Origin of the sequence: Dyadobacter sp. 3J3 (assembly GCF_009801115.1) — a bacterium.
Lineage (GTDB): Bacteria > Bacteroidota > Bacteroidia > Cytophagales > Spirosomataceae > Dyadobacter.
Genome location: NZ_VTOL01000026.1, coordinates 24,489 through 47,956, shown reverse-complemented (window position 1 = coordinate 47,956; position 23,468 = coordinate 24,489). Strand labels below are relative to the sequence as shown.

At 41.2% G+C, this 23,468-nt stretch carries 16 protein-coding genes; 4 read left to right on the top strand and 12 right to left on the bottom strand.

Annotated features, from left to right (window positions below; genetic code table 11):
- Positions 1–124: 124 nt before the first annotated feature.
- The 8 genes from FZF08_RS30200 to FZF08_RS30165 all read right to left on the bottom strand — a co-directional run bounded on the left by FZF08_RS30200 (position 125) and on the right by FZF08_RS30165 (position 12,404).
- On the bottom strand, positions 125–1,591 hold the full coding sequence (locus FZF08_RS30200) for a GH39 family glycosyl hydrolase (protein WP_159478162.1): 1,467 nt from the start codon (positions 1,589–1,591) through the stop codon (positions 125–127).
- A 90-nt stretch (positions 1,592–1,681) separates the two neighbouring features.
- Positions 1,682–2,983 carry an MFS transporter gene (locus tag FZF08_RS30195; RefSeq protein ID WP_159478159.1) on the bottom strand — a complete coding sequence of 434 codons (1,302 nt, stop codon included), beginning with the start codon at positions 2,981–2,983 and terminating at the stop codon, positions 1,682–1,684.
- Positions 2,984–3,016: 33 nt separating this feature from the next.
- The gene (gene araD1, locus FZF08_RS30190; protein WP_229216762.1) at positions 3,017–4,033 is read right to left on the bottom strand and encodes an AraD1 family protein; all 1,017 of its coding nucleotides are present in this window, start codon (positions 4,031–4,033) and stop codon (positions 3,017–3,019) included.
- Between the two features lie 30 nt (positions 4,034–4,063).
- Positions 4,064–4,846, bottom strand: a complete 783-nt coding sequence (locus FZF08_RS30185; RefSeq protein WP_159478156.1) for an SDR family NAD(P)-dependent oxidoreductase — start codon at positions 4,844–4,846, stop codon at positions 4,064–4,066.
- 4 nt (positions 4,847–4,850) lie between these two features.
- Positions 4,851–6,020, bottom strand: coding sequence for an enolase C-terminal domain-like protein (locus FZF08_RS30180; protein ID WP_159478153.1), 1,170 nt, complete (start codon positions 6,018–6,020; stop codon positions 4,851–4,853).
- Positions 6,021–6,068: 48 nt separating this feature from the next.
- A complete protein-coding gene (locus tag FZF08_RS30175) occupies positions 6,069–7,769 on the bottom strand; it encodes a GH39 family glycosyl hydrolase (RefSeq protein WP_159478150.1) in 1,701 nt (566 codons plus the stop codon).
- Between the two features lie 22 nt (positions 7,770–7,791).
- The gene (locus FZF08_RS30170) at positions 7,792–9,342 is read right to left on the bottom strand and encodes a RagB/SusD family nutrient uptake outer membrane protein (protein ID WP_159478147.1); all 1,551 of its coding nucleotides are present in this window, start codon (positions 9,340–9,342) and stop codon (positions 7,792–7,794) included.
- A gap of 20 nt (positions 9,343–9,362) precedes the next feature.
- Entirely contained in the window at positions 9,363–12,404 is a 3,042-nt protein-coding gene (locus tag FZF08_RS30165; protein ID WP_229216761.1) for a TonB-dependent receptor, read from the bottom strand.
- Positions 12,405–12,624: 220 nt separating this feature from the next.
- Here FZF08_RS30165 and FZF08_RS30160 point away from each other — a divergent pair, with 220 nt between their 5' ends.
- Entirely contained in the window at positions 12,625–13,383 is a 759-nt protein-coding gene (locus FZF08_RS30160) for an IS5 family transposase (RefSeq protein WP_159478066.1), read from the top strand.
- 276 nt (positions 13,384–13,659) lie between these two features.
- Here FZF08_RS30160 and FZF08_RS30155 read toward each other — a convergent pair whose 3' ends face one another.
- Both FZF08_RS30155 and FZF08_RS30150 read right to left on the bottom strand, forming a co-directional pair.
- Positions 13,660–14,214, bottom strand: coding sequence for a helix-turn-helix domain-containing protein (locus FZF08_RS30155; protein WP_159478138.1), 555 nt, complete (start codon positions 14,212–14,214; stop codon positions 13,660–13,662).
- A gap of 449 nt (positions 14,215–14,663) precedes the next feature.
- Positions 14,664–15,269, bottom strand: coding sequence for a recombinase family protein (locus FZF08_RS30150; RefSeq protein ID WP_159478135.1), 606 nt, complete (start codon positions 15,267–15,269; stop codon positions 14,664–14,666).
- A 299-nt stretch (positions 15,270–15,568) separates the two neighbouring features.
- On the opposite strand from FZF08_RS30150, the gene FZF08_RS30145 reads away from it, so the two are divergent.
- Entirely contained in the window at positions 15,569–16,996 is a 1,428-nt protein-coding gene (locus tag FZF08_RS30145; protein WP_159478132.1) for a DUF4932 domain-containing protein, read from the top strand.
- Positions 16,997–17,251: 255 nt separating this feature from the next.
- Here the strand turns inward: FZF08_RS30145 and FZF08_RS30140 are convergent, their stop codons facing one another.
- Together FZF08_RS30140 and FZF08_RS30135 are read right to left on the bottom strand one after the other, a co-directional pair.
- Positions 17,252–18,076 carry an AAA family ATPase gene (locus tag FZF08_RS30140; RefSeq protein WP_159478129.1) on the bottom strand — a complete coding sequence of 275 codons (825 nt, stop codon included), beginning with the start codon at positions 18,074–18,076 and terminating at the stop codon, positions 17,252–17,254.
- Complete coding sequence (locus FZF08_RS30135) at positions 18,063–19,478, bottom strand: Mu transposase C-terminal domain-containing protein (protein ID WP_159478126.1); 1,416 nt, start codon at positions 19,476–19,478, stop codon at positions 18,063–18,065. Before FZF08_RS30135 ends, FZF08_RS30140 begins: the two co-directional genes overlap by 14 nt.
- 148 nt (positions 19,479–19,626) lie before the next feature.
- On the opposite strand from FZF08_RS30135, the gene FZF08_RS30130 reads away from it, so the two are divergent.
- A complete protein-coding gene (locus FZF08_RS30130; protein WP_159478123.1) occupies positions 19,627–20,244 on the top strand; it encodes a recombinase family protein in 618 nt (205 codons plus the stop codon).
- A 121-nt stretch (positions 20,245–20,365) separates the two neighbouring features.
- Positions 20,366–22,834, top strand: coding sequence for a M1 family aminopeptidase (locus FZF08_RS30125; protein ID WP_159478120.1), 2,469 nt, complete (start codon positions 20,366–20,368; stop codon positions 22,832–22,834).
- The last annotated feature ends 634 nt before the right edge of the window (positions 22,835–23,468 follow it).

Below are 23,468 nucleotides of genomic sequence, written 5' to 3'. Positions count from 1 at the left end.
CGTCAGAAATAAGGTACGGTTAAAGTGTTCCAAAGCCAGACACTTAATCATGATGTTGGCTGTTGGATTGCACAACCTTAGAAATAAATTCAGAAAGCCAATAGTAAATCATTCGTGATATTGACTATTGACTTACAAATATTTTTTTACCCACAGGCAAACCTTTCAATTGCACCGCAACACTTTCCTGAGCTCCCGGCTGATCCACGTCATGATAGTTCCACACCATTACGGAGGCTGTGTTTTTGTCAATGGCTGCCAAAGATCCAATATCAGACTTATTCCTGATGCTGCTAGTTAAAATTGAATCCAAAGGATACATTCTGTTGGAATTTACTGCTACTCTTTTTCCCGACATTTTACCAAACATCCTGAACACATTTAAAACAGGTTTATCAACGCCATTGGTTGCTAAATCACGAAATCCGGCAAACCAAGGTTGGTTTTCAAATTCGAAAGACCAGCTGACCGCACCGATAAGATCCTTCTGATGCCGATCTGCCAGTTGGTATACACGGGCAAAAGAAGCGGCGGTATAGCTTGAAAACATGGTTCCGTTGCGGTATGCATTTTCAGGATTTGTTAGCATACTGCAAGCTGCACAACCTTCCGGATCCGATTCACCTAATATCACAGGTACATTTTTTAGCTCTGGATATTTAGCAATCACAGCAAAATTATCCACGATGTTTTTGAGCTGCGCTTTTACGTTCATCACCACTTTACCATCTATGACCTTGGGCGAGCCTTTTGCATGGAACAAGATCACGTCTAGCGGTGACCCAATTTTACCTGTCACATAATTTGTATCCGAAACACAATGCTTCAAAAAAGCATCCAGGAATTTCATACCGCCACCAGTCACATTACTGCCACCGATTTTTGCTTTGGGAAGTGCGCGCTTTACTGCATCAGCCGTATAATCATATAACTTAAAAAATTCCTGCCGCGTACCTTTCCAGTACACACCATCGGGCTCATTCCAAAGTTCCCAATACCAGCTCTCCACTTCTGCTTTTCCATAACGCTCTACACAATGCGTAACCCATTGGAATACCAGCTCATTCCATTTATTATAGTCCTTGGGCGGGTAAGTCCATCCTGTAAGCAATTTTTCAAATTTATCACCTGGTTTCCAATCATGCTTGTAAGGCTGTGGATTGGTCGATAAGGCTTCAGGCATAAAACCGATCTGAGCCAGCGGTTTCATTTTCCGACTGACGTAGGAATCAAAAATACTGTCGACAATTGCCCAGTTATAGACCGGCTTCCCGTTGGCATCTTCGGTGTACATATTCGTCGAACCCCATTTTAAGGAAGATGTACCATCACCAGAAGTCATCAGGTTGTGTGTTCTTACATAAACGGGTACGGGGCTGAGCGCTGCTATTTCGGTAAGCAGTTTTTTGCCGTCTTTCATGTACGTGTAGTTGGGTTCATCATAGCCAAACCATGCCCAAATAGGCGTCATTTCACCAACTGTTTTATTAAAATCGACCTGCACAACGGCTTGGTTTTTTTGCGCAAAAACATTGGGAAACGATAATAGTAAACAGTTTAAAACGACAACAACAATTAATTTTTGCATCATGAATTAATTTAAAAAAATTACGGCTTTCTTTTATGCCAAAAAGAACTCCCTTTTATTCGACAATTTAAAACTACAAATTGTATCATTGACTTATTTCCCACTTTCTCCCGTTTCGGCATATCTGTGTAACTCCTCGTTGGGAACCAGCGGCCCCATGAAAAACAACATAATCGCAAGACCAATGAGCGCAATGATTCCGAAGCCCATAAACAAAATACTATAAGCATAATCGTAACCCATGTCAACAGCGTAGGTTTTGAGCACAATTCCTGAAACAGATTGAAATATAGCACCGCCAAGACCAGTTCCTACGCAAGCCATTCCCCACACCGAAGCGGCTGAATTTTTAGGAACAACATCTGCTGGAAAAGTAAGTGAATTAGCGGTATAAGCCGTATATCCAAAACCCGCAAATCCAAAAACGAGCAGCGCCGATATAGGCGAAGAAATCACAAAAGGACCTGCCAGCAGCGGAATACCCATTATTAAACCTGCAATGGTAACGGCAATTTTCCTGGCTTTCGGTATTGGTGTTCCCTTTTTGATGATGTATTGTGTAAAATAACCACCTGCCAGATTTCCCACATCGGCTATCAGAAATGGAATTACTGCCAGCATACCAATCTCCTTTAATTCCAGATGATGGACATCTACCAGATATCTGCCGATCCAGAAAGTAACAAAATACCAAACCGGATCCATAAAGGTTTTCGACAGGGTAAACATCAGTACAAATCGGGTCTTCAAAAGTTTAAGTGGCGGAATGGCGAATGTTTTCACTTTTACCTCGGTTTCTTTTGGTGTGTAGTACAAAAACCAGAAAATAACCAGCCAGAGATAACCACAAGCTGCCAGAATAATGAATGTAGCTTGCCAGCCATAACTGATTCCCAGATATGCAACCAGTGGCGGCACAATGACCGCACCCAATGCCGAACCGCTGTTGAAAATTCCCGAAGCAGTCGACCTTTCGTGAGGCGGAAACCATTCTGTTGTTAATTTAATGGCGGCTGGCCAGTTTCCCGCTTCGCCAATTCCCAACATAAAACGACAGATACCAAATTGCAGTGGCGTAACAGCAAATGCATGTACCAGTCCGGCAGTGGTCCAGAAAGCCATACAAAGTGAATAGCCTACCCGAGTGCCAAATCGGTCGATTAAAAATCCTGAAAACGCATTTGAAATCATGTAGGCCACGAAAAAAGCCGTACCGATGTAGCCAAAAGCTTCATCCGGAATTAGTGCTCTGAGCTCACCTTCGGCACTCAGGTAATTGAATGAAAGCCTGTGAACATAGTTCAAAACGGTAGCCAAAAATGCCATCCCGACCATGACCCACCGCATTTTGGAAAGCTTCACTGCCGGGGTTAAAGGTATATAATTCTCTGCCATTAAAAGTAAGGTTTAGGCAATCTGCGTGTTGACTTAAAGCTGACAAACCGGCAAAAGCGTTTCTGTTTCAGTAGCTATTGAAATTCTGTTTTGCAAAGCACGACCCATCCCGTCCCAGTGCACGGCCATGAGGTCGTTGTGCTGCAAAGTCACATTATTCCCAAAACTAAAAGCATCGGCTCCCAAAAAGTGAACATGTGCCTGCAACGGCAAACGGTGTCCCGCATATTTGAAATGATGGTATTCCAGATTTTCCAGACTGTGCGCCATGTTTTTTTCACCGGTTTTAATATCCGAACTCCACCTGGTCGCCTCGTCATTGGTAACACTGACCCTACCTTGGATATCAGTAAAATCCCCGCCAATGACCAGCTCCGGCCCTATCGAACATTGCCTTAATTTGGAAGGCGCCAGATAGAGATAATTCTTTTTTTCCATCACATGGTCTGAGAATTCATTTCCTGTAGCAAAACCGATGCGATGCGGTTTACCAGTTTCGTCCACAATATATATACCGGCTATTTCAGGTTCTTCCCCGCCATCATTGGCATATTCTGGGACTTCAAGATATGCTCCATGAGCCTTTAAAACGGAACCATTCCCTTTGTAAAACCACTCTGGCTGAACACCTATTTTACCCGGGTCAGGAAAACCCTGTTTCACTCCCCAATCGTACATCACAATACTATCGGTCGGCTTTGCATCGCCTGTTGAAGCGTGCATCATCTGGCGATTTAGTGCACTGTTTTTATGCGTTAATCCTGTGCCGGCAACCAGACATGCGAAAGGATTATGCGGACAGTCAAAAGCGGGCAAAAGTTTCCAGGAGCTGCTGCCTTCATAAACCGTATTGTAGTCAAGTTTTGTTTCAGACAGATTCTCAGTCAGCAAGTTCGCTAATTTTGTATTAGAGGTTACTGCTTCTAACGCGGCGGCATATACGGAAGTGAATTTATTGACCAAAATAAGCCATGGTTCCTGAACAACCGCCACAGCCCTTCCTTTTTTATGATCACAGATCTGCACAACCCTTAGTTCATTTTTCATCATATTGAATACGTATTTATGATGACGACAGATTTACTGTGTAACCCAGCCGCCATCAATTGAGAAACATCCTCCTGTTGTATAACTCGACGCTTTGCTGGCGAGGTATAATGCAATTCCGCCAATCTCGTGCAACTCTCCCCAGCGCCCCATTGGAATTTTAGAAATAAAAGCCTTGTATTTTTCCGGATCGTTGATCAGCGGAAGGTTCAGATCTGTTGCGAACGGACCAGGTAAAATGGCATTGACAGTCACACCGTCCAGTGCCACTTCCATCGCCAAAGCGCGTGTCAGCTGCAAGATCGCGCCTTTGCTCGTTGCATAAGGTGTTCGTTCCGGAATGGCAGTGAGCGCCAGCATGGAGCCCATGTTAATGATCCGCCCATAACCATTTTGTTTCATAATCGGAACCACTTCCCGACAGGCAAGCCAGGTACCGGTTACATTGACCTCCTGTACTTTATTAAAATCATCCAGGGAAAGTGATTCAATTGGCCCACGAATATTGATTCCAGCCGAGTTGACTAAAATATCAATTTTCCCAAAAGCTTTCACTGCCATATTCACCGCAGATCTGATGCTTTCTTCTGATGTTACATCACAGGACACACTGATGCATTTGATAGCATAAGAATCTTTAAGTAACTGTTCAGACTCTTTATTCACCGCTTCGTCCCGTGCTGCGATTACAATATTGGCACCTGCTTCTGCAAGTGCTTTGGCCATTGACAGGCCCAGGCCACGGTTCCCGCCGATGACCAGCGCAGTTTGCCCGTTGAGTTTAAACAGGTCAAGAATGCTGTGTTGTGTTTCCATTTGTTTATTCCGTAATAATGAAATGTTCAAGTCCTTCGGTTTTCAGCGTAAGTCCTACGCCAGGCAATGTATCATCGAGTTGCAATCTACCATTTTCTGCAATGGCTTCGCCATCGAAAATGTACCAGAACATCTCGTTGCCTACTTCTATTTCTGTTTGCGGGAAATACTCCGCCATCGGACTCGCAAACGAGCTCATAACCACATGCAGGTTATGCATCTGCCCGCCATGCGGAATCACTTCCACACCATGTGCCAATGCCATGTTACATATTTTTTGCGCTTCGGTGAATCCTCCTACCCTGTTGGTATCAAACTGGAAAATATCCAGTGCACCTGTTTGCAACAGATCGTGAAAACCATAACGGGTATATTCATGTTCACCACCTGACAACGGAATATCCGTATACTGGCGCAGCTTGGCAAAATTGTGAATTTCATCAGGCAGCAAAAGCTCTTCCGCCCAACGCAGGTTGTAAGGTTCCAGTGCTTTCAAAAACTGCTTCGCATAAGCCAGATTAAAACCCATGTAACCTTCCAGCATCACGTTCACATCATCACCCACAGCTTCCCGCACCACTTTTACCATTTCCACATTTTTCCGTATGCCGGCAACGCCTTCGGTCAGCGGATAACCGCAGCGCAGTTTCATGCCCGAAAATCCCTGTTCTTTATAGTGAATGGCTTCCGCCTGCAGACTATCCAGATCACGGGTGTAAAGCCGACTGTAATAAGTTTCGATGTTGGGTCTGGTGCGCCCGCCCATCAGCATAAAAACAGGCTGCTTCATCACTTTCCCCTTGATGTCCCAAAGGGCAATATCGATCGCACTGATCGCCGCGATAACCGTTCCTTTCCTGCCAAAAGCGACAGTGGAACGATACATTTTCTCAAAAAGGTATTCCGTATTTAGTGGATTTTCGCCTATTAAAAGGGAGGACAATTTACTATCGATCACTGCCTTTGTGATGTCCGGACTAAGTCCTGCATTACCATATCCAACGTGCCCTTCGTCTGTTTCTACCTCCACAACCAACCAGCTAAAAAACCGGAAAGCAGCCTGGGTGTCGCTCTGAAAATGTAGCGGACTTAGTGGTGTTGCAAATACGGTATTGCTGGTCAAAACCGGCCCGTTCCATTGATATAGCTTGGTTCTTACTTTTGTAATTTTCATTGAAATATCGTTATAACTAATATCAGATTTAATTATTCAAGTCCTGTTTTACCACTTGAAATGAAGAAAGGAAACCGCCTGACGGGGAAGTTGCATTTCTATTGTTGCAGCTCCATTTTTGGGTGTGATCCATTCGGGTGAAGTAAGCAATTCCAATTGGCCCGCTTTTTCCAGCTGTCTGATCTGTTCTGCCGAAGGCGCTTCTGGAGAACCCATTTTTTTCCAAACCTCATAGGAATTGCTGTTTTCTTTGTCGATGCGGTAATGGTGCATCATCACTTTTTGAGATGGCAATCCTTTCACCGAAACCTTAACAGGTGCATCAGCAACAGGCACATTGTCGTCATGATAATTCCACACCATCACACCCGCGGAGTTGGAACTTTTTGATGCAAGACCATTGATATCTGCTTCTCCACGAACACTCTCATCCCGTACTTTTTTGAAATCATAAGCCAGATTTTGCTTCACTTCCACACGGTTTCCTTCCATCATACCAAACATCCTGAATACGTTCAGGACCGGCTTATCTATGCCGTTGGTTGCCAGATCGCGGAAACCGCGGAACCATGCCTGATCTTCAAACTCGAACGACCAGCTTACGGCACCCAAAAGATTCACACCTCTGGCTAGTGCCAAGTCATATTTTCTGGCAAAAGATGCCGCTGTGTAACTGGAATACATCGTCCCGTTCCGATACGCATTTTGCGGACTCATATCCTCAGAACAAGCCGCACAGCCTTCGGGATCAGATTCGCCGATGATGATCGGCAGTTTTTTCAATGTTGGATAAGAAGCCACAATTTCAAAACCTTTGTCCAGATCACGTAGCTGTGTGCCCATATTCATTTGTATGTGTCCATCTAAAAGCTTAGGAGCTCCTTTTGCATGATACGTTATGAAATCAATAGGCGAACCCGTTTTTCCGGTTACATAGTTTTTACCTTTTGTAACATGATCCAAAAACTTTTTCATGAATATTTCTGACTTATCCCATGATGGTCCCGTTACTTCCGGCCCACCCATTTTAGCAGTTGGAAGCGCACGTTTCACAGCATCGGCCGTGTAATCGTACAGCTTGATGTATTCATCCGTTGTACCTTTCCAGTAACTGATGTTAGGCTCGTTCCAGAGTTCCCAGTACCAGCTTTCCACTTCTTTCTGGCCGTATTTGGCAACAGAATGTTTTACCCACTGAAATACCAGTTCCGACCATTTATTGTAATCCTTCGGAGGATACGCCCAGCCCAGATAAATATCATTGTAGTTATCTCCCGGTTTCCAATTGTGGCGGTAAGGCTCTGGCTGGCTGGAAAGAGCCTGCGGCATAAAGCCGATCTGCGCAATGGGTTTCATGCCTCTTTCCAGGAATGTGTCAAATATTTTATCCACAATGGTCCAGTCGTATACCGGATTTCCCTGAGCGTCTTCGGTATACGCATTGGTAGATCCCCATTTCAGTGCTGCTTCACCATCGCCGGTTACGAGCAGGCTATGTACCCGTACATACACGGGTCCTTTACTAAACTGAGAAATCTCGGTCAGTAATTTTTTGCCATCTTTCATATAGGTATAATTCGGCTCATCGTAGCCAAAAAATGCCCATATTGGTTTCATTGGTTCTTTCACTGTAGCAAGATTTACCTCAATCGTTACAGGTGCCTGCTGCGATTGGCTAAAAACAGGCAGAGCCAATGCAAAGCACAATGCAGCATTGAGCAGAAGTGATATTGTTTTTTGTCGAAACATTTGATACGGTTTAAGCGGTAAATTAATATCCGGGATTTTGTTTTATCTGATTATTTCTACTGATTTGCTGGGTAGGTATCGGAAACAGATTATGCTTCTCTGTTGCTGCTGCTACACCGTTGGCTTTGGCATTACTAATAAGCCGGTTATGTCGGATCAGATCCCAGCGGTAATGACCTTCTCCTACAAACTCCTGCGCCCTTTCTTTCAAAATTGCATCTCTGAAACTTTCCTTTGTAAGACCAGTCAGGTCAGGATATACTTTTACACTTTGTTCAGATGCGGTCCCCACGGCTCTGGCCCTCCTTCTTACTTTATTGAGCGCTTCCGATGCTGGTGCAGTTGGGCCTTCCGTTTCATTGGTGGCTTCTGCGTATGTCAGCAAAATGTCTGCATAACGAATGAGAGGATAATTTACGCCTTCTTTCAGAAAGCCGGTTGCAAAATCTACGCGGTGAAACTTCGTTAAAAAGGGAGCATACATCGTTACTGTATCACGCACCAATTCCTTAATCCCATTTTTATAATAATATGGCATTTTATCGCGCACGGATTGCCACTTGCGATATGTATCAGGACTTTCGGTAAAGAAAGATTTTTTAGCCTGAAATATGACAAGATCTTTCAAAGAGTGGAACTGTACATTTACACCTTTTACTGTTTGCGCAGGAGGACCGAACAAATAAATCATCCGGGTTTGATAGATCTGTGAAGTACTGTTTGCATTTCCACCGTGCTGGATAGAGAAAATATGCTCTTTACCATTTTGAAAATCTGGATTATTGATGTTCTCATAATCTGCAAAAAGATCAAAAACATTCTGATCCATCACCTTTTTGGCTTCTTCTGCTGCTTGTTTCCAGTTGCGCTGCTGAAGGTATACTTTCGCAAGAAGGGAAGTTGCTGAAATTGCCGTTGCTTTTCCGGCAGTAAGATCGGCTTTGTTAAGCGGGCTGAGTAATTCAACAGAGGACTTCAGGTCATTTACAATCTGCGTATAAACTTCGGCTTCTGTACTTCTTGGTTTGTTTATTTCGCTTAAATCAGTGGTCGCTTTTATATGCAACGGAACACCACCAAATATCCTGACCAGATTGAAATAAAATAAAGCACGTAGAAATTTAGCTTCACCCAATATTTTATCTTTACCCTGAAAATCAGCTACTTCCAGTTTGTCAATTAGGGTGTTGCTTCTGTTTATAACCTGATAAAAATAATCCCAGGCTGTTACCAGTTCATTTGCATCGGGCGTCCAGGAAAATGTGTTCCATTCATTCTGAATACCAGAACGGTCACCTGACCCATTGGCGGAACCGCCACCAATCAGCGTAAAAGCGGTGACATCACCCAATGTAACCCATTGTCCGTCACGATAATTATCATTCCACAGATATGTATAAACGCCATTGAGTGCAAGCTGTGCCTGATCCAGCGTTTTGTAAAAATCATCCGTAGCTACCTGGCTGTATACTTTTTCCTGCAACGCATCTTCGCATCCACTGGCACCCAGCATGACTAGAGCAGTAGTTGATGCCAGCAGAAAATATTTTGTTTTTTTGATTAATGAGATCATGTTAAATGCTTTGTTTAGCGTTAAAATCCAAGCTTAATTTCAAGACGATATGTTCTTGATGACGGGTAACCAAACCTGTCCATACCTTTGGTTGTATTGCTTCCTCCAAAAGAATTTACTTCCGGCTCATAACCTGAGTATTTTGTGAGCAGCGCAAGATTATCAATTCCAAATCCCAGTTTTGCATTTTTAACAAATTTGATAAAACCTGGAATTTTATAGCTCAGCGTTACATTTTGGACACGGAGAAATGAACCATCTTCAATTAAGTAAGAGCTTACACGCTGGGGATTGGTAGCGCTTGCGGCAGGTAATGGATTATCCGGTTTTTCTGGTGTCCAACGGTCAAGACGTTTGGCAGAAACACCGATTCCGTCCAGCACATATTGCTGTGCAGCAAGATTCAATACTTTATTGCCATAATCGCCATACAGAAAAACATGCAGGCTCAAAGGACCAAAGGATAAATCATTTGTTAGACCGTAACTAAATTTTGGCAGCGGACTTCCCAGGAAAACGTCATCTTTTTCCGTATCATAAGTCCCGTCCCCGTTCACATCTTTATAGCGTATATCACCTGGTTTTGCAGCAGGCATAGTACCAACTTCTTTAATTTGTTCCTGCGAACGCCAGATCCCGTCAAACACCGATCCGTAGAATTCTCCAACCGAATGCCCCGGCTGCAAACGTACCGTGTTTTTCGCATGCGGATTGACATTGGCACCGCCTACCCAACCTGTATATAAATACTCCGCTCCTCCCAAAGAAAGAATTTTGTTTCGGTTAAAGGAAATGTTGAAATTGGTGGTCCAATTTAGTTTTCCTGATGTATTCACACTGTTGATACCAAATTCAAAACCTTTGTTGAGCATGGCACCCGTATTTTTCAACACGCTTCCAAAACCGGTTTGTGATGGTATAGGTACGTCAAGCAATAAATCAGTTGTCTTTTTGTGATAATAATCAACTGAAAAACTAAGTCTTCCATTGAGAACTCCTGCATCAAGTCCAACGTTGAATTCTCCTGTTTTCTCCCAGCTCAAATCCGGATTGGCGATATTTGAAGGATAAGCAATTGGTACTTTTCCTCCACCATAAATATAGGAACTACGTGTACCAAAAGAGGTTCCAAGAAGTGATAACGAGCGGTAAACACCAATGGCCTCATTTCCGGTTTTACCATAACTTGCCCTCAGTTTCAACTGGTCAAAGACATCTAGTTTTTGAATAAATTTTTCATCACCCAGCTGCCATCCGAAAGCTACCGCGGGAAAAACACCAAACTTATTATTCGCTCCAAACTTTGAAGAACCATCCGCCCTGACCGACGCAGTAAACAAGTATTTATCTTTTAGTGAATAATTGACACGACCCAGGTAAGAAATCAATGTCCACTCGTTCATATTACTTCCGGGTGTTTGCGGACTGCTTCCTAAACCCAGATTATAATATTCAAAAATATCACTTGGGAAACCGAATGAGGATGCATCCATGGTTTCATTCTTTTCCTTTTGGTATGTAAATCCGCCCAATACTTTAAGCTGGTGAATGTTGTTAAAAGTCTTCGAATAAGTCAGCGTGTTGGCATTGGTATAATTCAAATTCCGTACACCAATCTGCCTTGCTTTTCCATTGGTTCCCGCAGCTGCTTCTGAGCCAATTGGAAAGTACTGATGAAATTTCCAGTCGCGAATATCTGCACCAAAACGTATGTTCAGATCCAGTCCGGGAATGATATTGTAATCTGCATAGATATTACCCAGTATCCGCATGGTATTGTTCACCTCACGGTATTTTTCAGTCATCGTCAACGGATTTTCAAGTCCGCCACCCATCGGAAAGTTTCTTAAATTATTGATTTGCCCTAGTTCATCTCTGGCCGGAATGGTTGGTGGAGCTTCGTAAATGGCATCTACAATATTAGATATACCTTCGTAACCCTTTGTATCAGTGGGCACTACTTTTTCGTCTGTTAAGGTAAACATCAAACTTTGTCCAACTCGTAATTTCTTGCTAACGTCTGCATCAACATTAATCGAAGTACCGTAGCGTTTGAATCCTGATCCCGGAATTATTCCTTGCTGAAGTGTCACATTTTCCGCCAGCATGTAACGTACATTCTGACTGCCACCCGAAAAAGAAAGCTTGTAGGTTTGCTTTGGTGCAGATTGATAAATTTCATTCTGCCAATTGGTTCCTTTCCCAAATCCTGAAACTTGTTGAGGTGTATAAACCTGAGATTGTCCTAAAAGCGAAGCGCGCTCATTCACCTGGGTTGCCCATTGGGTTGCATCCATGAAATCCAGTTTTTTTCGGATCGTCTGCAAGCCAAAGGAGTACTCAAGATCAGTTCGCTGCTGACCAGATTTTCCTCTTTTAGTCGTAATTAAAACAACACCATTTGCTGCTCTTGACCCATAAATGGCTGACGCAGAAGCATCTTTCAAAACCTGAATGGATTCGATATCCGAAGGATCGATCGAGTTCATTGGATTGGCCGTGCCGCCAAACGAACCTGCATCGCTACTTCCCCCTGTTTGGAAACCATTGCTAATTGGCATTCCATCAATCACATACAAAGGTGACCCCCCGGCAGATAAAGAAGCAGTTCCCCTTACTTGCACTGAAATTCCTCCGCCTGGCGCATGAGAATTAGTATGAACCTGCACCCCGGCAATTTTTCCCTGTAATGCTTTATCAGGCGTATTGATTGCTCCCTGCTCAATGTCTTTTCCGGAAATGGAACCAACAGCGCCGGTCAGGTCTTTCTTTTGTACGGTTCCATAACCAACCACAACCACTTCATTTAATTGTTCCGAATTGGGAAGAAGCTGAATATCAATACTCGTCTGATTCTGAATTTTTATTTCCTGCTGGATATAACCTATAAAGGAAAATACCAATACTTGCCCCACAGTTACATTAATAAGTTCGTATTTACCGTCGACATTGGATGTTGTTCCGGTTGAAGTTCCCTTCACTACCACATTCACACCTACCAGCGACTGGCCTTTTTCGTCCGTAATTCTACCTTTGACCGGATTATCAGCGGATGGCGACATCAGCAACAATTTGGGTCTTACTCTGTTCAGGGCGTTTGCCGGAATTGCGAAAAAGCAGCTCACAGATAGAAAGTAAAGGCATAGCCTTATACCCCTGAAGGGATTTTTTATAAAAATTTTCATAATCTTAGAGCCTGTTTAAAAATTAGAATGAAAAAAGAATATGGGCATCGGCAAGTAAGTTAAAGTAACGTTCTTTGAAGCGACCAAACTTTAAAAAATGTACCCAACAGACTTATCAGATGCCCGGTGGAAATATATAAAAAAAACATTACAATACGACGACAGAAAGCGAAAGCATAGCCTTCGTACGATTTGGAATGGGATTCTTTATCTTGTCAAAACCGGATGTCAATGGCGAATGTTACCATCAGATTTCCCCAAGTGGCAACTAGTTTACTACTACTACAAGAAGTGGTCAGATACCGAACAATTTGACCTGCTTTTGGAACAATTAAGGGGCAAAGTGCGGCTAAAAATGGGTCAAAAGGCTGATCCTTCCTTAGGTATTGTTGACAGCCAAAGTGTCCGTTGGGGTAACAATAGGTCTTTAAACGGTTTTGACGGCAATAAAAAAGTCAAGGGAATAAAGCGCCATGTGGTAGTAGATAAAAATGGTTTCTTAATTGCAGTAATGGTTTCAATCGCTAATGTTCACGATTCAAAAGCAATTTTATTGCTAATGCGAGTTTTAAAAGACATGCTTTGCGGAATTAGAATTATACTTGCTGATGGCGGGTATCGCGGTGAAACAATAGCGGAAGTAAAAAAGAAATTTGGATATATAATTCAGGTTGTATTAAGATCAGATAAGTTTGAAAAAGACTTCAAACCTGTTCATAAAAGATGGATCATTGAACGAACTTTCGCTTGGTTCGACAACGACCGCAGGTTATGTAGGAATTATGAACTTCTAATGGAAACTGCCGAAGAAATGGTCAAATTATCGGCCATAAAACATTTATTGAGTAAAATTTAAACAGGCTCTTAATAAAGCTAAAAATGTAGGCAGTATCATCCCTTACCCTGGCTTACCGGAAAAGCCGGGCAAAAACGCTCCCACCAGTTGGAAAACTGTTTGGAATAAATTATAAATGAACACAATACACCTCCTCTGGCTCTATTTAAATAAAGCAGACAATGGTACCGACAAGTCAGTCGATGTGAAAAACGATAATCTCAGTACAGCATGCTTAGAAGCAATGCTGCCTGTTTCAATGTGTGCTTTCGACGAAAATTAATTGAACGATACTAACTATACGAATATATCCAAATAGCGGACTTCATCAGAAACAGGCATAATACCATGTTTTTGAAGACAATTGAAATACATGCTATCTCCTGCTTTCAAAAGATATTCTGCATCCCCAACAGTCATTTTCATTTCTCCTTCAATCACATAAATGAATTCTTCACCTTCATGAAAAAGTTCGTGGGGCTTTACCTCTCCTTTTTTTGCCATGAAAAGCATCGGCTGCATTTTCTTCTGATGATACTCCGGGCCAAACGGATAAATAAAATAGCCCTTTTCCGTCTTCGTCAGATTCTCCTCAGCCTTTTGCTTTGTGGTCAGAATTGCATTGAGCCACTCTTCTGTTTCCAGCAAACTGGAAATGTTGGTACCCAGCGTCTGCGCGATTTTTATTAAGGCAGCAACAGAGGGTACCGTTTTATTATTCTCAATTTTAGAGATCATGCTTTTGGACAATTCGCTGCCATCAGCTACCTCTTGCAATGTTCTTTTTTGACTCGTTCTTAATATTCGTATCCGGTCTCCGATATTAAGCGTATTACTTTCACCTGTTAACATATTCTTTCAACCTTGTTTACTAAATTATAATTTGTTTCACTTCATTCAACAAGGTTGAATGCAAATATAAATGCAAAAACCCGTTATGCAAGTATTTATATAAATATTTTGTGTTATTATTTTGTTATTCAAAACAACACATCAATTATACCTCTTAATTAGCAGAGCAAAGGTAATAATAAGTTAAGCGGGAAAGGAATGAAGTGTATCGGGAACAAAAGAGTTATTTGCTACTTTAAGTCTTATGCTTAGGTAACCTTACTTGATGCAAGACCGCGATGACCCTTTGGGACTCAAAATCATATACAGACACAGTTATGGCCTCTTGTTTTTAAGACACATAATATGATGTATTTATAGGAGAAGTAAACAGGTATAAAATGAAATATAACCAATAAATAACGCCACATCAGATATCAGGAAACTTTAATACTAGTTTTGTAATTAATTTAGGATAACTTCCTTATTCTAGTCCACCCCTCAATTTCAATTCCTTCATGTCTTAAATAATTATACAACGTAGCCTTACTCCCTATCTTTAACTGTTCGCAAATCTGATTAGTTGTATATTTTTTACTTTGGTATAAAGTTGCTGCGAGGCTCGCAAGTTCTTTGGATCTTTTTGTCAGTCCTTTTGGTCTACCTCCTACCCTACCTCTCGCCCTTGCTGCTTCCATTCCGGCCAAAGTCCTTTCCATCAAAATCTCTCTTTCATTTTCTGCAAACACAGAACTAAGCATATACCAAAGTCGACCCATTTTAGTAGAAGTATCAATCCCCTCAGAAATACTCCGGAACTCCACTCCCAGTTCTTTCCACTCGACCATTAATTTGATCAGTTCATAAGTCGTCCTTCCTAACCGGTCGACTCTCCAAACCACAATAATATCTCCTTTTCTTAACTCGGCAACCATCTTCATATATTCCGGTCTTTGCTTGGAAGCTCCGGAAACTTTTTCATGAAATACTTTCTCACAACCCGCCTTTTTCAGAGCATCAAATTGCAAATCCTGATTTTGCTCGTTTTTTGAAACTCGTACGTATCCTATTATCATTAATATTACAGTTTAACCCACCATTTTGCAATATAATGAAATTTGTTTTGGAATACCACTAATCTGTAATTTAAAAGTGGCATTTTGAGAACTTAATTATGTAAATTTTAGAATTGTTTTGCACTGTTTTAACAGAACTATTTTGCACAAGCGTGTTCATTCAATCCCTAGTTAAAGTGTACTCTATAAGCCTAGAATTAAGAAGCCTCAAACTAATTAACAAACATCAAATTATAATTACACATTTAATTGAAATGGTTATATTGCTGACGCTTCATTCTACTTAAAATTGTAATGACATGAGATTTTGGATACTTGTAGTTTCGATTTTTTCTGCTTTTAATCATCTTTATGCACAGCCGGTGTATACAGCTCACAAGGATACGTTGCGCAGTGAGGATCGGGCTTTTACGATGAAATTTTCGACATCGGACAAGCGGCACACACTATCCGCCGGCAGCAGGGATACGATCGACTACGGAATGGATGGCAGGCGCGGTGCTTCTATTACCGCATGGATTGGAAAAGATTCGATTACTATTCAAAATTCGTCCTTTCCATACTTCCAGGTTCACTATATCCCCATTGTGCTTGCAGGAAAGCCCTATATATTTCGCTGGCATTTCAATGACGTTCGCGGCTATTTTACAAAAGACTATATCACAGAGCACGACGGCAAGGTTCAGATAATTGTGCCGGAAGTTTTTGAACTTGCGAACGTGATTCTTGCGCTGTCCCCTGCGGGAAGGAAAGCCACGAATATTCGAAAGGAAGGCGATTACTACAATGAGGTGATGACGTATTTCAAGCCATTTCAGGATCATCCACTGTTCAAAAAGCTGGATTTTGAAACTGCCGCTTACATGAAGAGCTATTACGAGTTTCGTGAAAACAGCATTTGTTTTAATTTCGAAGGAGACAAGCTTGTCGGATCTGAAAACTACTTTTTTATTTATGGGTCGGATGACTCCACCTATTCCAATTTGTTTAGCAATAACCTCAAAGAAATAGCCGATTTTGTAAAAATCTCCGGCTTTCGGAATTTTTACAAAAAGCACACCGGATATTATGAAAAGCTGATCAGCAAGGAGCGGGAAATGATGGACGCAGAAGATATGTGGACTTGGCTGGAAAAGGAGTTTCCCCGCCCGAAGTTCAGGTCTTACAAAGTCATATTTTCTCCGCTCATACTGGCCAGCCACAGCACCCAGCGCTTTGCTGTATGGGATTTTCAGGCAGAGCAGCGCTTTCAGGAATGCGTGATGTTTGTTTCCGGCCCCGAAATTTACGACACGAGAAAAGAACTTTCCGAAATGCAGAAGTCAGGCTTTGTAAGCGGTATCGTATTTACAGAAATAGACCACAATTATGTCAACGAGCGGTCCGGCGATTATGTAGAATCCATAGACAGTATATTTTCAAAAAGAGCATTATGGGTGGACCCCAAGCGGGAAACCGGGTATTATGGCTCCCCGGTAAGCGTATTCAATGAATATATGACCCACGCTTTGTTCTGTTTGTATGCTTCAGGCCGTTTCGAACCACAGACGGCCGCATTTCTAATTGCAGCACGGGAGCAACTTATGGTATCTCATCGGGGTTTCACTGAATTCCCAGCTTTCAACAAAGCACTAGTAAGTTTAAAAAAGGAACATCCGTCATCAAACGTTTATGCACTGTATCCCAGAATGCTTGATTGGTGCAGGAGATTTGCCGCTCAACCCTAACACTAAATCGTGTCTGTGCTATAAGTGAACCTTTGTCTAGGGCTACTTTCTAGCCCCGTATATTACTAGCTCTCGGCCCAATGTATTTTATTTTTTAAAAATAATATGTAACCGCTTAGACAGCTCTAAAAGAACCGGTCGCTAAGCTGTACTTCTAATGAAAGTAAAAATTTTGGTTTTAACTTCAACGATAATTTGCGTATTTGTTTCAACATCAAATCGCGGTATTATCACGCATCAAACTTGAATGTTACTTCACCCAATAAGCAGACACTTTCTGGCAGCTTCAACAACCTCTTTGGTTACTGTTTGCAGCTTATTTATTTTCATAATCCTACATATCTGGCTGAATATACGATCAATCAATCTAAAGTTGCCACCAGTAATTCGTATAATAGTATTCATTGCTTCATAGTCGGCAAAGTACTCTGGATCATATTCTTTACCCATTTTGCCCCATATTTTAGAAAACACAAACCGCATTTCATCTTCTCCCAAGGATTTATACTGATGAGCAAATCCGATCCGGGAAAACAACTGGGGATATCTCGAAAGTCTTTTCTCAAAGCCAGGCATGCCGATCAGTACTAAACCGAAATGTAAATAATCATACATATGCCTGACTTCTTCCAGACTATTGAAACTAAGCCTGTCTGATTCATCAAGTATGACCAATGGGCAAAATGAATCTGCGTATTTGACTCTTACTTCCAAATCCGTTATTCCATTTGCTTTTGCAACGGATGAGCCATAACCGAAGTAGCGCCGGCGTATTTCATGCCTAATAGTTTTTGGTGTGTTGGTAACTGGAACTGTGACAAAAACACCTTTGCAAATTTTCGCCATTGAACTATTCTCTAAGGAAATATCACTGACAAGGTTCTCAGAAGTTAATTCTTCCCTCCATTTAGTATAATATGCAGCAGCCAGCGATTTTCCAACTCCTGGTTCTCCGTAACAGACTCCTATATACCGGTAGTCTACACATGAGTTAACAAATTCCTCAAACCTTTTAAATTCCTGCGTGAGAATAAATGAAGACAGAAATTTTCCTGGAATCTTTAAATCATTCATTTTCATAAATACGAAGTTTACATGTTTTCGGCTCACTGACTACGGATTGCTTATGAGATGATGGACCTTTCTTGCCTGTGATACCTTTAATGAAGGCTTTTGACTGTCTGAGCTGATCAAATAAATCCTTTTTTACAGAGCTTCTGGCTGCCTTAATCTCTTTAAGGCTTATAGTCATGTCAGAAAGATCCTGACAGACAGCTTTGCATAGGAAATGATCCTGGTGGTAGACTTTAATCTCACCCAGATCATTAGGGTCATATCGGATAGTTACGGTTTCTCCAACAAACGCTGCCAAAACGATAGAAATGTATCTCATGCCGTGGAAGCGGATTCCATCCCTTTGCACCTTGCGTGGCTTTTGGATATACAATAGTAAAAGATCAAGTTCTTCAAATGACTCAGGCATTTGAGGCAAAAAACCTTCTGACCATCTTTGAAGGGGCGAAACGCCGGTTGTCCTATGTATTTGCTGGTTGTAAGTTGTCGTTATAAAGTCTTTTATAGAAGAATTAAGCTCCGTAAAAGTCAACTGTGGTTTAGAAAAAGGTTTGCCATTCTGGCTATAACCAGGTAGGTTTGATAGAAGCATGTCATTCATTGTTCTAAAAAACCGTTCAATTTTACCACGGCCTTGTGGACGGCCCACAGCTGAATTGAAGTGACGAATCTTTAAATTGACACATACCTGCTGAATATGTACAGACATGAAATCAGTACCATGGTCAGTGTAGAGAACCTGTGGTATCCCACAAATCTGCCAGCATGGATCCTCTTTCCTGGAAATCGCCTGTCTTAATGCCAAAGCGGTATTAATAGAGCTTGGAGCTTCCACTGATAATAAAAATCCTGCAATCGCCCGGCTATAATCATCCATTATAATAGTAAGCCAGGTTTTTATTTCCCTTCCATCGCTATCCAGGATATAAATGTCCAGCTCTGTGTGGTCACATTGCCATATTTCATTGGGTTCCCTGCACTCTCTACGATATATGAGTTCATATTTTTGTCGATAAGCTTTAACGCCTTCATGAGATAGCGTCAACAATGCCGGCTTGATCTGGCGTACAACATTATATACTGTTGTATAGGAAGGGGGCTTTTGATTGGCCTGCTCAGCTAACAAAACAATTTTCTGATAGATAGCCGTAATCTTCAGTTTGGGTTTGAGTAAAGCGAATCCGTCAATCAGCTCTTGCATTTGCTGTGACATACACCTTCGGGTTCCTTGGTCTCTTCTTTTTATATGATCCAGTCCCGGAAGACCCCGGTTTATAAATTTTTTCTTCCAGTCACGCAGAGTCCGCACCGGTATATTGTAAGTCCGGGATAATTCTGTTATAGAAACATCCTGACTGAGAGATGGCAGAATAAGTTGATACTTATCCCATGGGGTTCGCTTTGCCATAACAATTTGGGAAAAAGTAGTAGCAAAAATATTATAAAATAAACGTTCATATAAATAGTAAGGATAATTTAGCAAAAATCATTTAATATTACATCATTATTATTATAAAATAAATACCATAATTAGGTTTTCATCTAATCCTTCGAAAATGCCCCGGAATATTGCTTATTTACGTGTCTCTACTATTGATCAAGACCTGGAAAAGAACAAAGCTGACATACTGCACCTGGCCAATGAGAAAAATTTAGGAAAAGTCGAGTTTGTCCAGGAAAAGGTTTCCGGCAAAGTTTCGTGGCGCAACCGCAAAATCGGACCAATCCTGGACCAGCTTAAAAAAGGAGACGTGATTTTGCTTAGTGAATTTTCCAGACTTGGAAGGTCGATGCTTGAAGTGATGGAGATTATATCAATAGCCATGCAGAAAGGAATCCGGATCTACACAGTGAAAGGCGCATGGCAACTGGACGATTCGATCCAGAGTAAAGTGATGGCCATGGTTTTTGCAATGGCTTCCGAAATTGAAAGAGACCTGATCAGCAAGCGGACGAAAGAGTCCCTTGCGGCTAAGAAACTATCTGGAACAAAATTAGGAAGGCCAACGGGCCCAGGCAAAAGCAAACTTGATCAGTTCAAGCCAGAGATCGAAGCGTTGCTGCTCAGTGGTTCGAGTCAGAAGTACATTGCAGACCGTTATCGGGTGACGGAAGCGACTTTATCTAACTGGATTAAAAAGAACGGTGTCAAGAAATATCAGAAAGCAGCATAAAACTCTTAGTCAAAATATTAGCTGTTATAAAGGATAAATTAAATTTACAAATAATGCATAGTACTATGTGATACATGGTACTATTTTATATATCTTTGCTTAAACCATGAAAACATGAATTATGAAAATTTTGATTACCCATCAGCTTATGTTGATTATTTGCCTGTGCATAACAAGTTTCACAGCAATTTCACAGAACACCTATTTCTCACAACCTGTAAATGAAAGCTACAAAGAGTCCGCTTTGAAGTTTAACATGATAATTGATACCAAACTGGATATTTTAGTGGATTTTAAGAAACAAGTTCTGGCTGGAAAAGAATGGCTGACGATCAGACCTTACTCTCGCAGGGTCAATACTGTTGAGCTTGATGCAAAAAGATTGATCATAAAAAAAGTTGAGCTGCATCAGGGGCAAGTGAATATGCCGCTCCGTTATTTCGCTGATGACCAAATGCTGAACATTACACTAGATAAATCCTATGGTCCTAAGGAGCAATATCTGATTTATATAGAGTATGAAACCAAACCTGCCATTGGAGAATCAGCTGTACATTTCATCAACCCGGATGGAAAACAAAAAGGTACTCCTATTCAAGTTTGGACCAGTGGTCAGCCAGAAAAAAATTCTTCCTGGTTCCCTACTATTGATAAACCAAATCAAAAAACTAAACAAGTACTATCAATAACGGTTCCTAATGAATTCCAGACCCTTTCAAATGGTAAACTGGTCAAAAAAATAATGGTATCCAAGGACATGCGCAAGGATACCTGGCAAATGGCACAGCCGCATGCTCCATATTTATCTATGTTTGCTGTTGGGAAATTTAGTATTGTAAAAGAGTTATGGAAGGGAAAGGAAGTCAGCTATTATGTGGAACCTCAATTTGCTCAGAATGAGAATGCGGTCAAAGCTGTATTTCCTAATACCCTGGAAGCCATTGACTATTTTTCCAAATTACTTGCCGTAGATTATCCGTGGAGCAAATATAGCCAGATCAAACTACGCGGATTTAGTGGAGCTATAGAGAACACCACAGCTTCGGCGTTTAATGAGGACCGGCAGAGTAGTCTTAAGGAGTTATCCGATCAAAATTACGAGTCAGGAAACATACATGAGCTTTTTCATCAATGGTTTGGAAATTATGTTACTGCTGAAAGCTGGGCTAACATTTGTCTTAATGAATCGTTTGCAGATCTCAGTGAAATTATCTGGGCCGAGCATAAATATGGTTCAGATGTTGCTGGTGATCATGTTTTAAAAGGTATGCAAGGATATCTCAACAATCAGGACGGTTGGTCTAAAAACCTGGTAAGGTATCACTATGAAAACCCTCAAGAAGTATTTGACGGGATAAGTTATCAGAAAGGAGGGCGAATTCTTAACATGCTTCGCTACTACCTTGGAAATGAAACATTTTATAAAGGGTTAACGCTTTATCTTAAAAAGAATGCGCTACAAAGTGCCGAAGTTCAAGATTTAAGATTAGCCTTGGAAGATGCATCCGGCCAAGATCTGAACTGGTTTTTCAACCAGTGGTTTTTTGGTGCGGGACATCCTGAGCTTGATATTCGTTATGGATTTGAAACGGGCCAAAAAATAACCTATGTCGTCATTGAACAAACTCAAAAAACAAACGTATTTAGGCTACCGGTAAATATTGATATTTATCTTAAAAATGGAAAGGAGACTATAAAAGTCTGGCTAAACAAAAGAAGTGATACCATCAGATTAGACTACAAGGAAGTACCTTTATTAGTAAATGTCGATGCAAGCAAGATTCTTATTGCAAAAAAGACAGATCATAAAACATTAATGCAGTTTGCGTTTCAATATTTTAATGCTCCACTTTTTCAAGATCGTTATGAAGCTGTTGAAGCGGCTAAAAATGACCCAAATGACCCATATTCCAAAAAGATTCTGCTGTCTGCCCTCAAAGACAACTATTATGGGATAAGGACGCATGCGATTAACAACATTGACCTTAACGCTAATTTTTATCGAGAATCTGCTTTATCCGATGTGATCCGCATTGCGAAATCTGATCCCAATAACTCAACTCGTGTGGCTGCTATAAAAAAAATGGGAAGCTTGAAGAATCCCGAATTTTTAACCCTATTCAATGATTTAATGAAGAGTGAAAGTTATGCAGTACAGGGAGAAGCCTTAATTGCAATTGGCACCTTCGACCCAGAGAAGCAGTTTCAGCTTGCCAAAATCTATCAGGAAAATAGTAAGGGGAAACTAAGGGAGGCAGTCCTTCAAAGCTACATAATTTTGGGAAGTGATTCTCAATGGGAATACGTATATGACTGTTACACAAATGGAAACTCTCCTGTTCAGTATGCTTTTACAAGACAATTCGCTGGATTTATACAACGAATTACCAATCCGAAATATGTGAAAGACGGTGTGATTGCCATAAAGGAAGTTGTCACCGTTCAAAAAAATTCAACTATTGCGCCCAGAATAGCCGATTTTCTCAATGAAATAAAGTTAAAAGGAAACTTAAAAGATCAGGGAACAATGGTTGTATTAAATCAAGCAATAAGTGAAGTTAACGAGATCATCAACCAACAAAAGCATTAGGTACAATATTATTTATCAGCACCATAGCTTATACTTCACAGGGGACAGAAGTTTCTTTTTACAGTAATTCGCAAAAATGCTAGCGATGCTAACCAAATCTGGCCGCCTTTTACCCGGGCGGCCTATGAGTTCAATTTGACCTCCCATAAATGTACATTCCATTGCAGGTAAAGCAGAAACTTCAATTGGCAACTGAATACATGGAGCCTGTCAAAATCTATTGTTAATAGATGACAAAATAATTCGGAAAATAAAGAACAAATATTCTGTGAAGATCACATTGATTCCTAGCGAGCTTTTCCGGCCATCCCATCAAATTTTAATAAAACCACAGTTTGAATGAACGCGGCTGGTCAAATTATTTCTGTTAAAATAGTGCAAAACAATTCTGAAGTTCACAACGGCCCATTTCTGATAATCCTATACATTACATTTTAACCACCGAATATCCGTACCAGGCAGTGCTTGTAAAATGATACTTTCCATTCTGGACCATTACATTATAACACAAAATTGGTGTAGTATAACATGGCAACCAAGAAAAATTGAAGAGCCAGTAAATTGCACATTTTTTTTCAGACAGTATATCGCTCGGTGGATCTGACACAACATCGAAATGGGCCTAGAGCTCCAA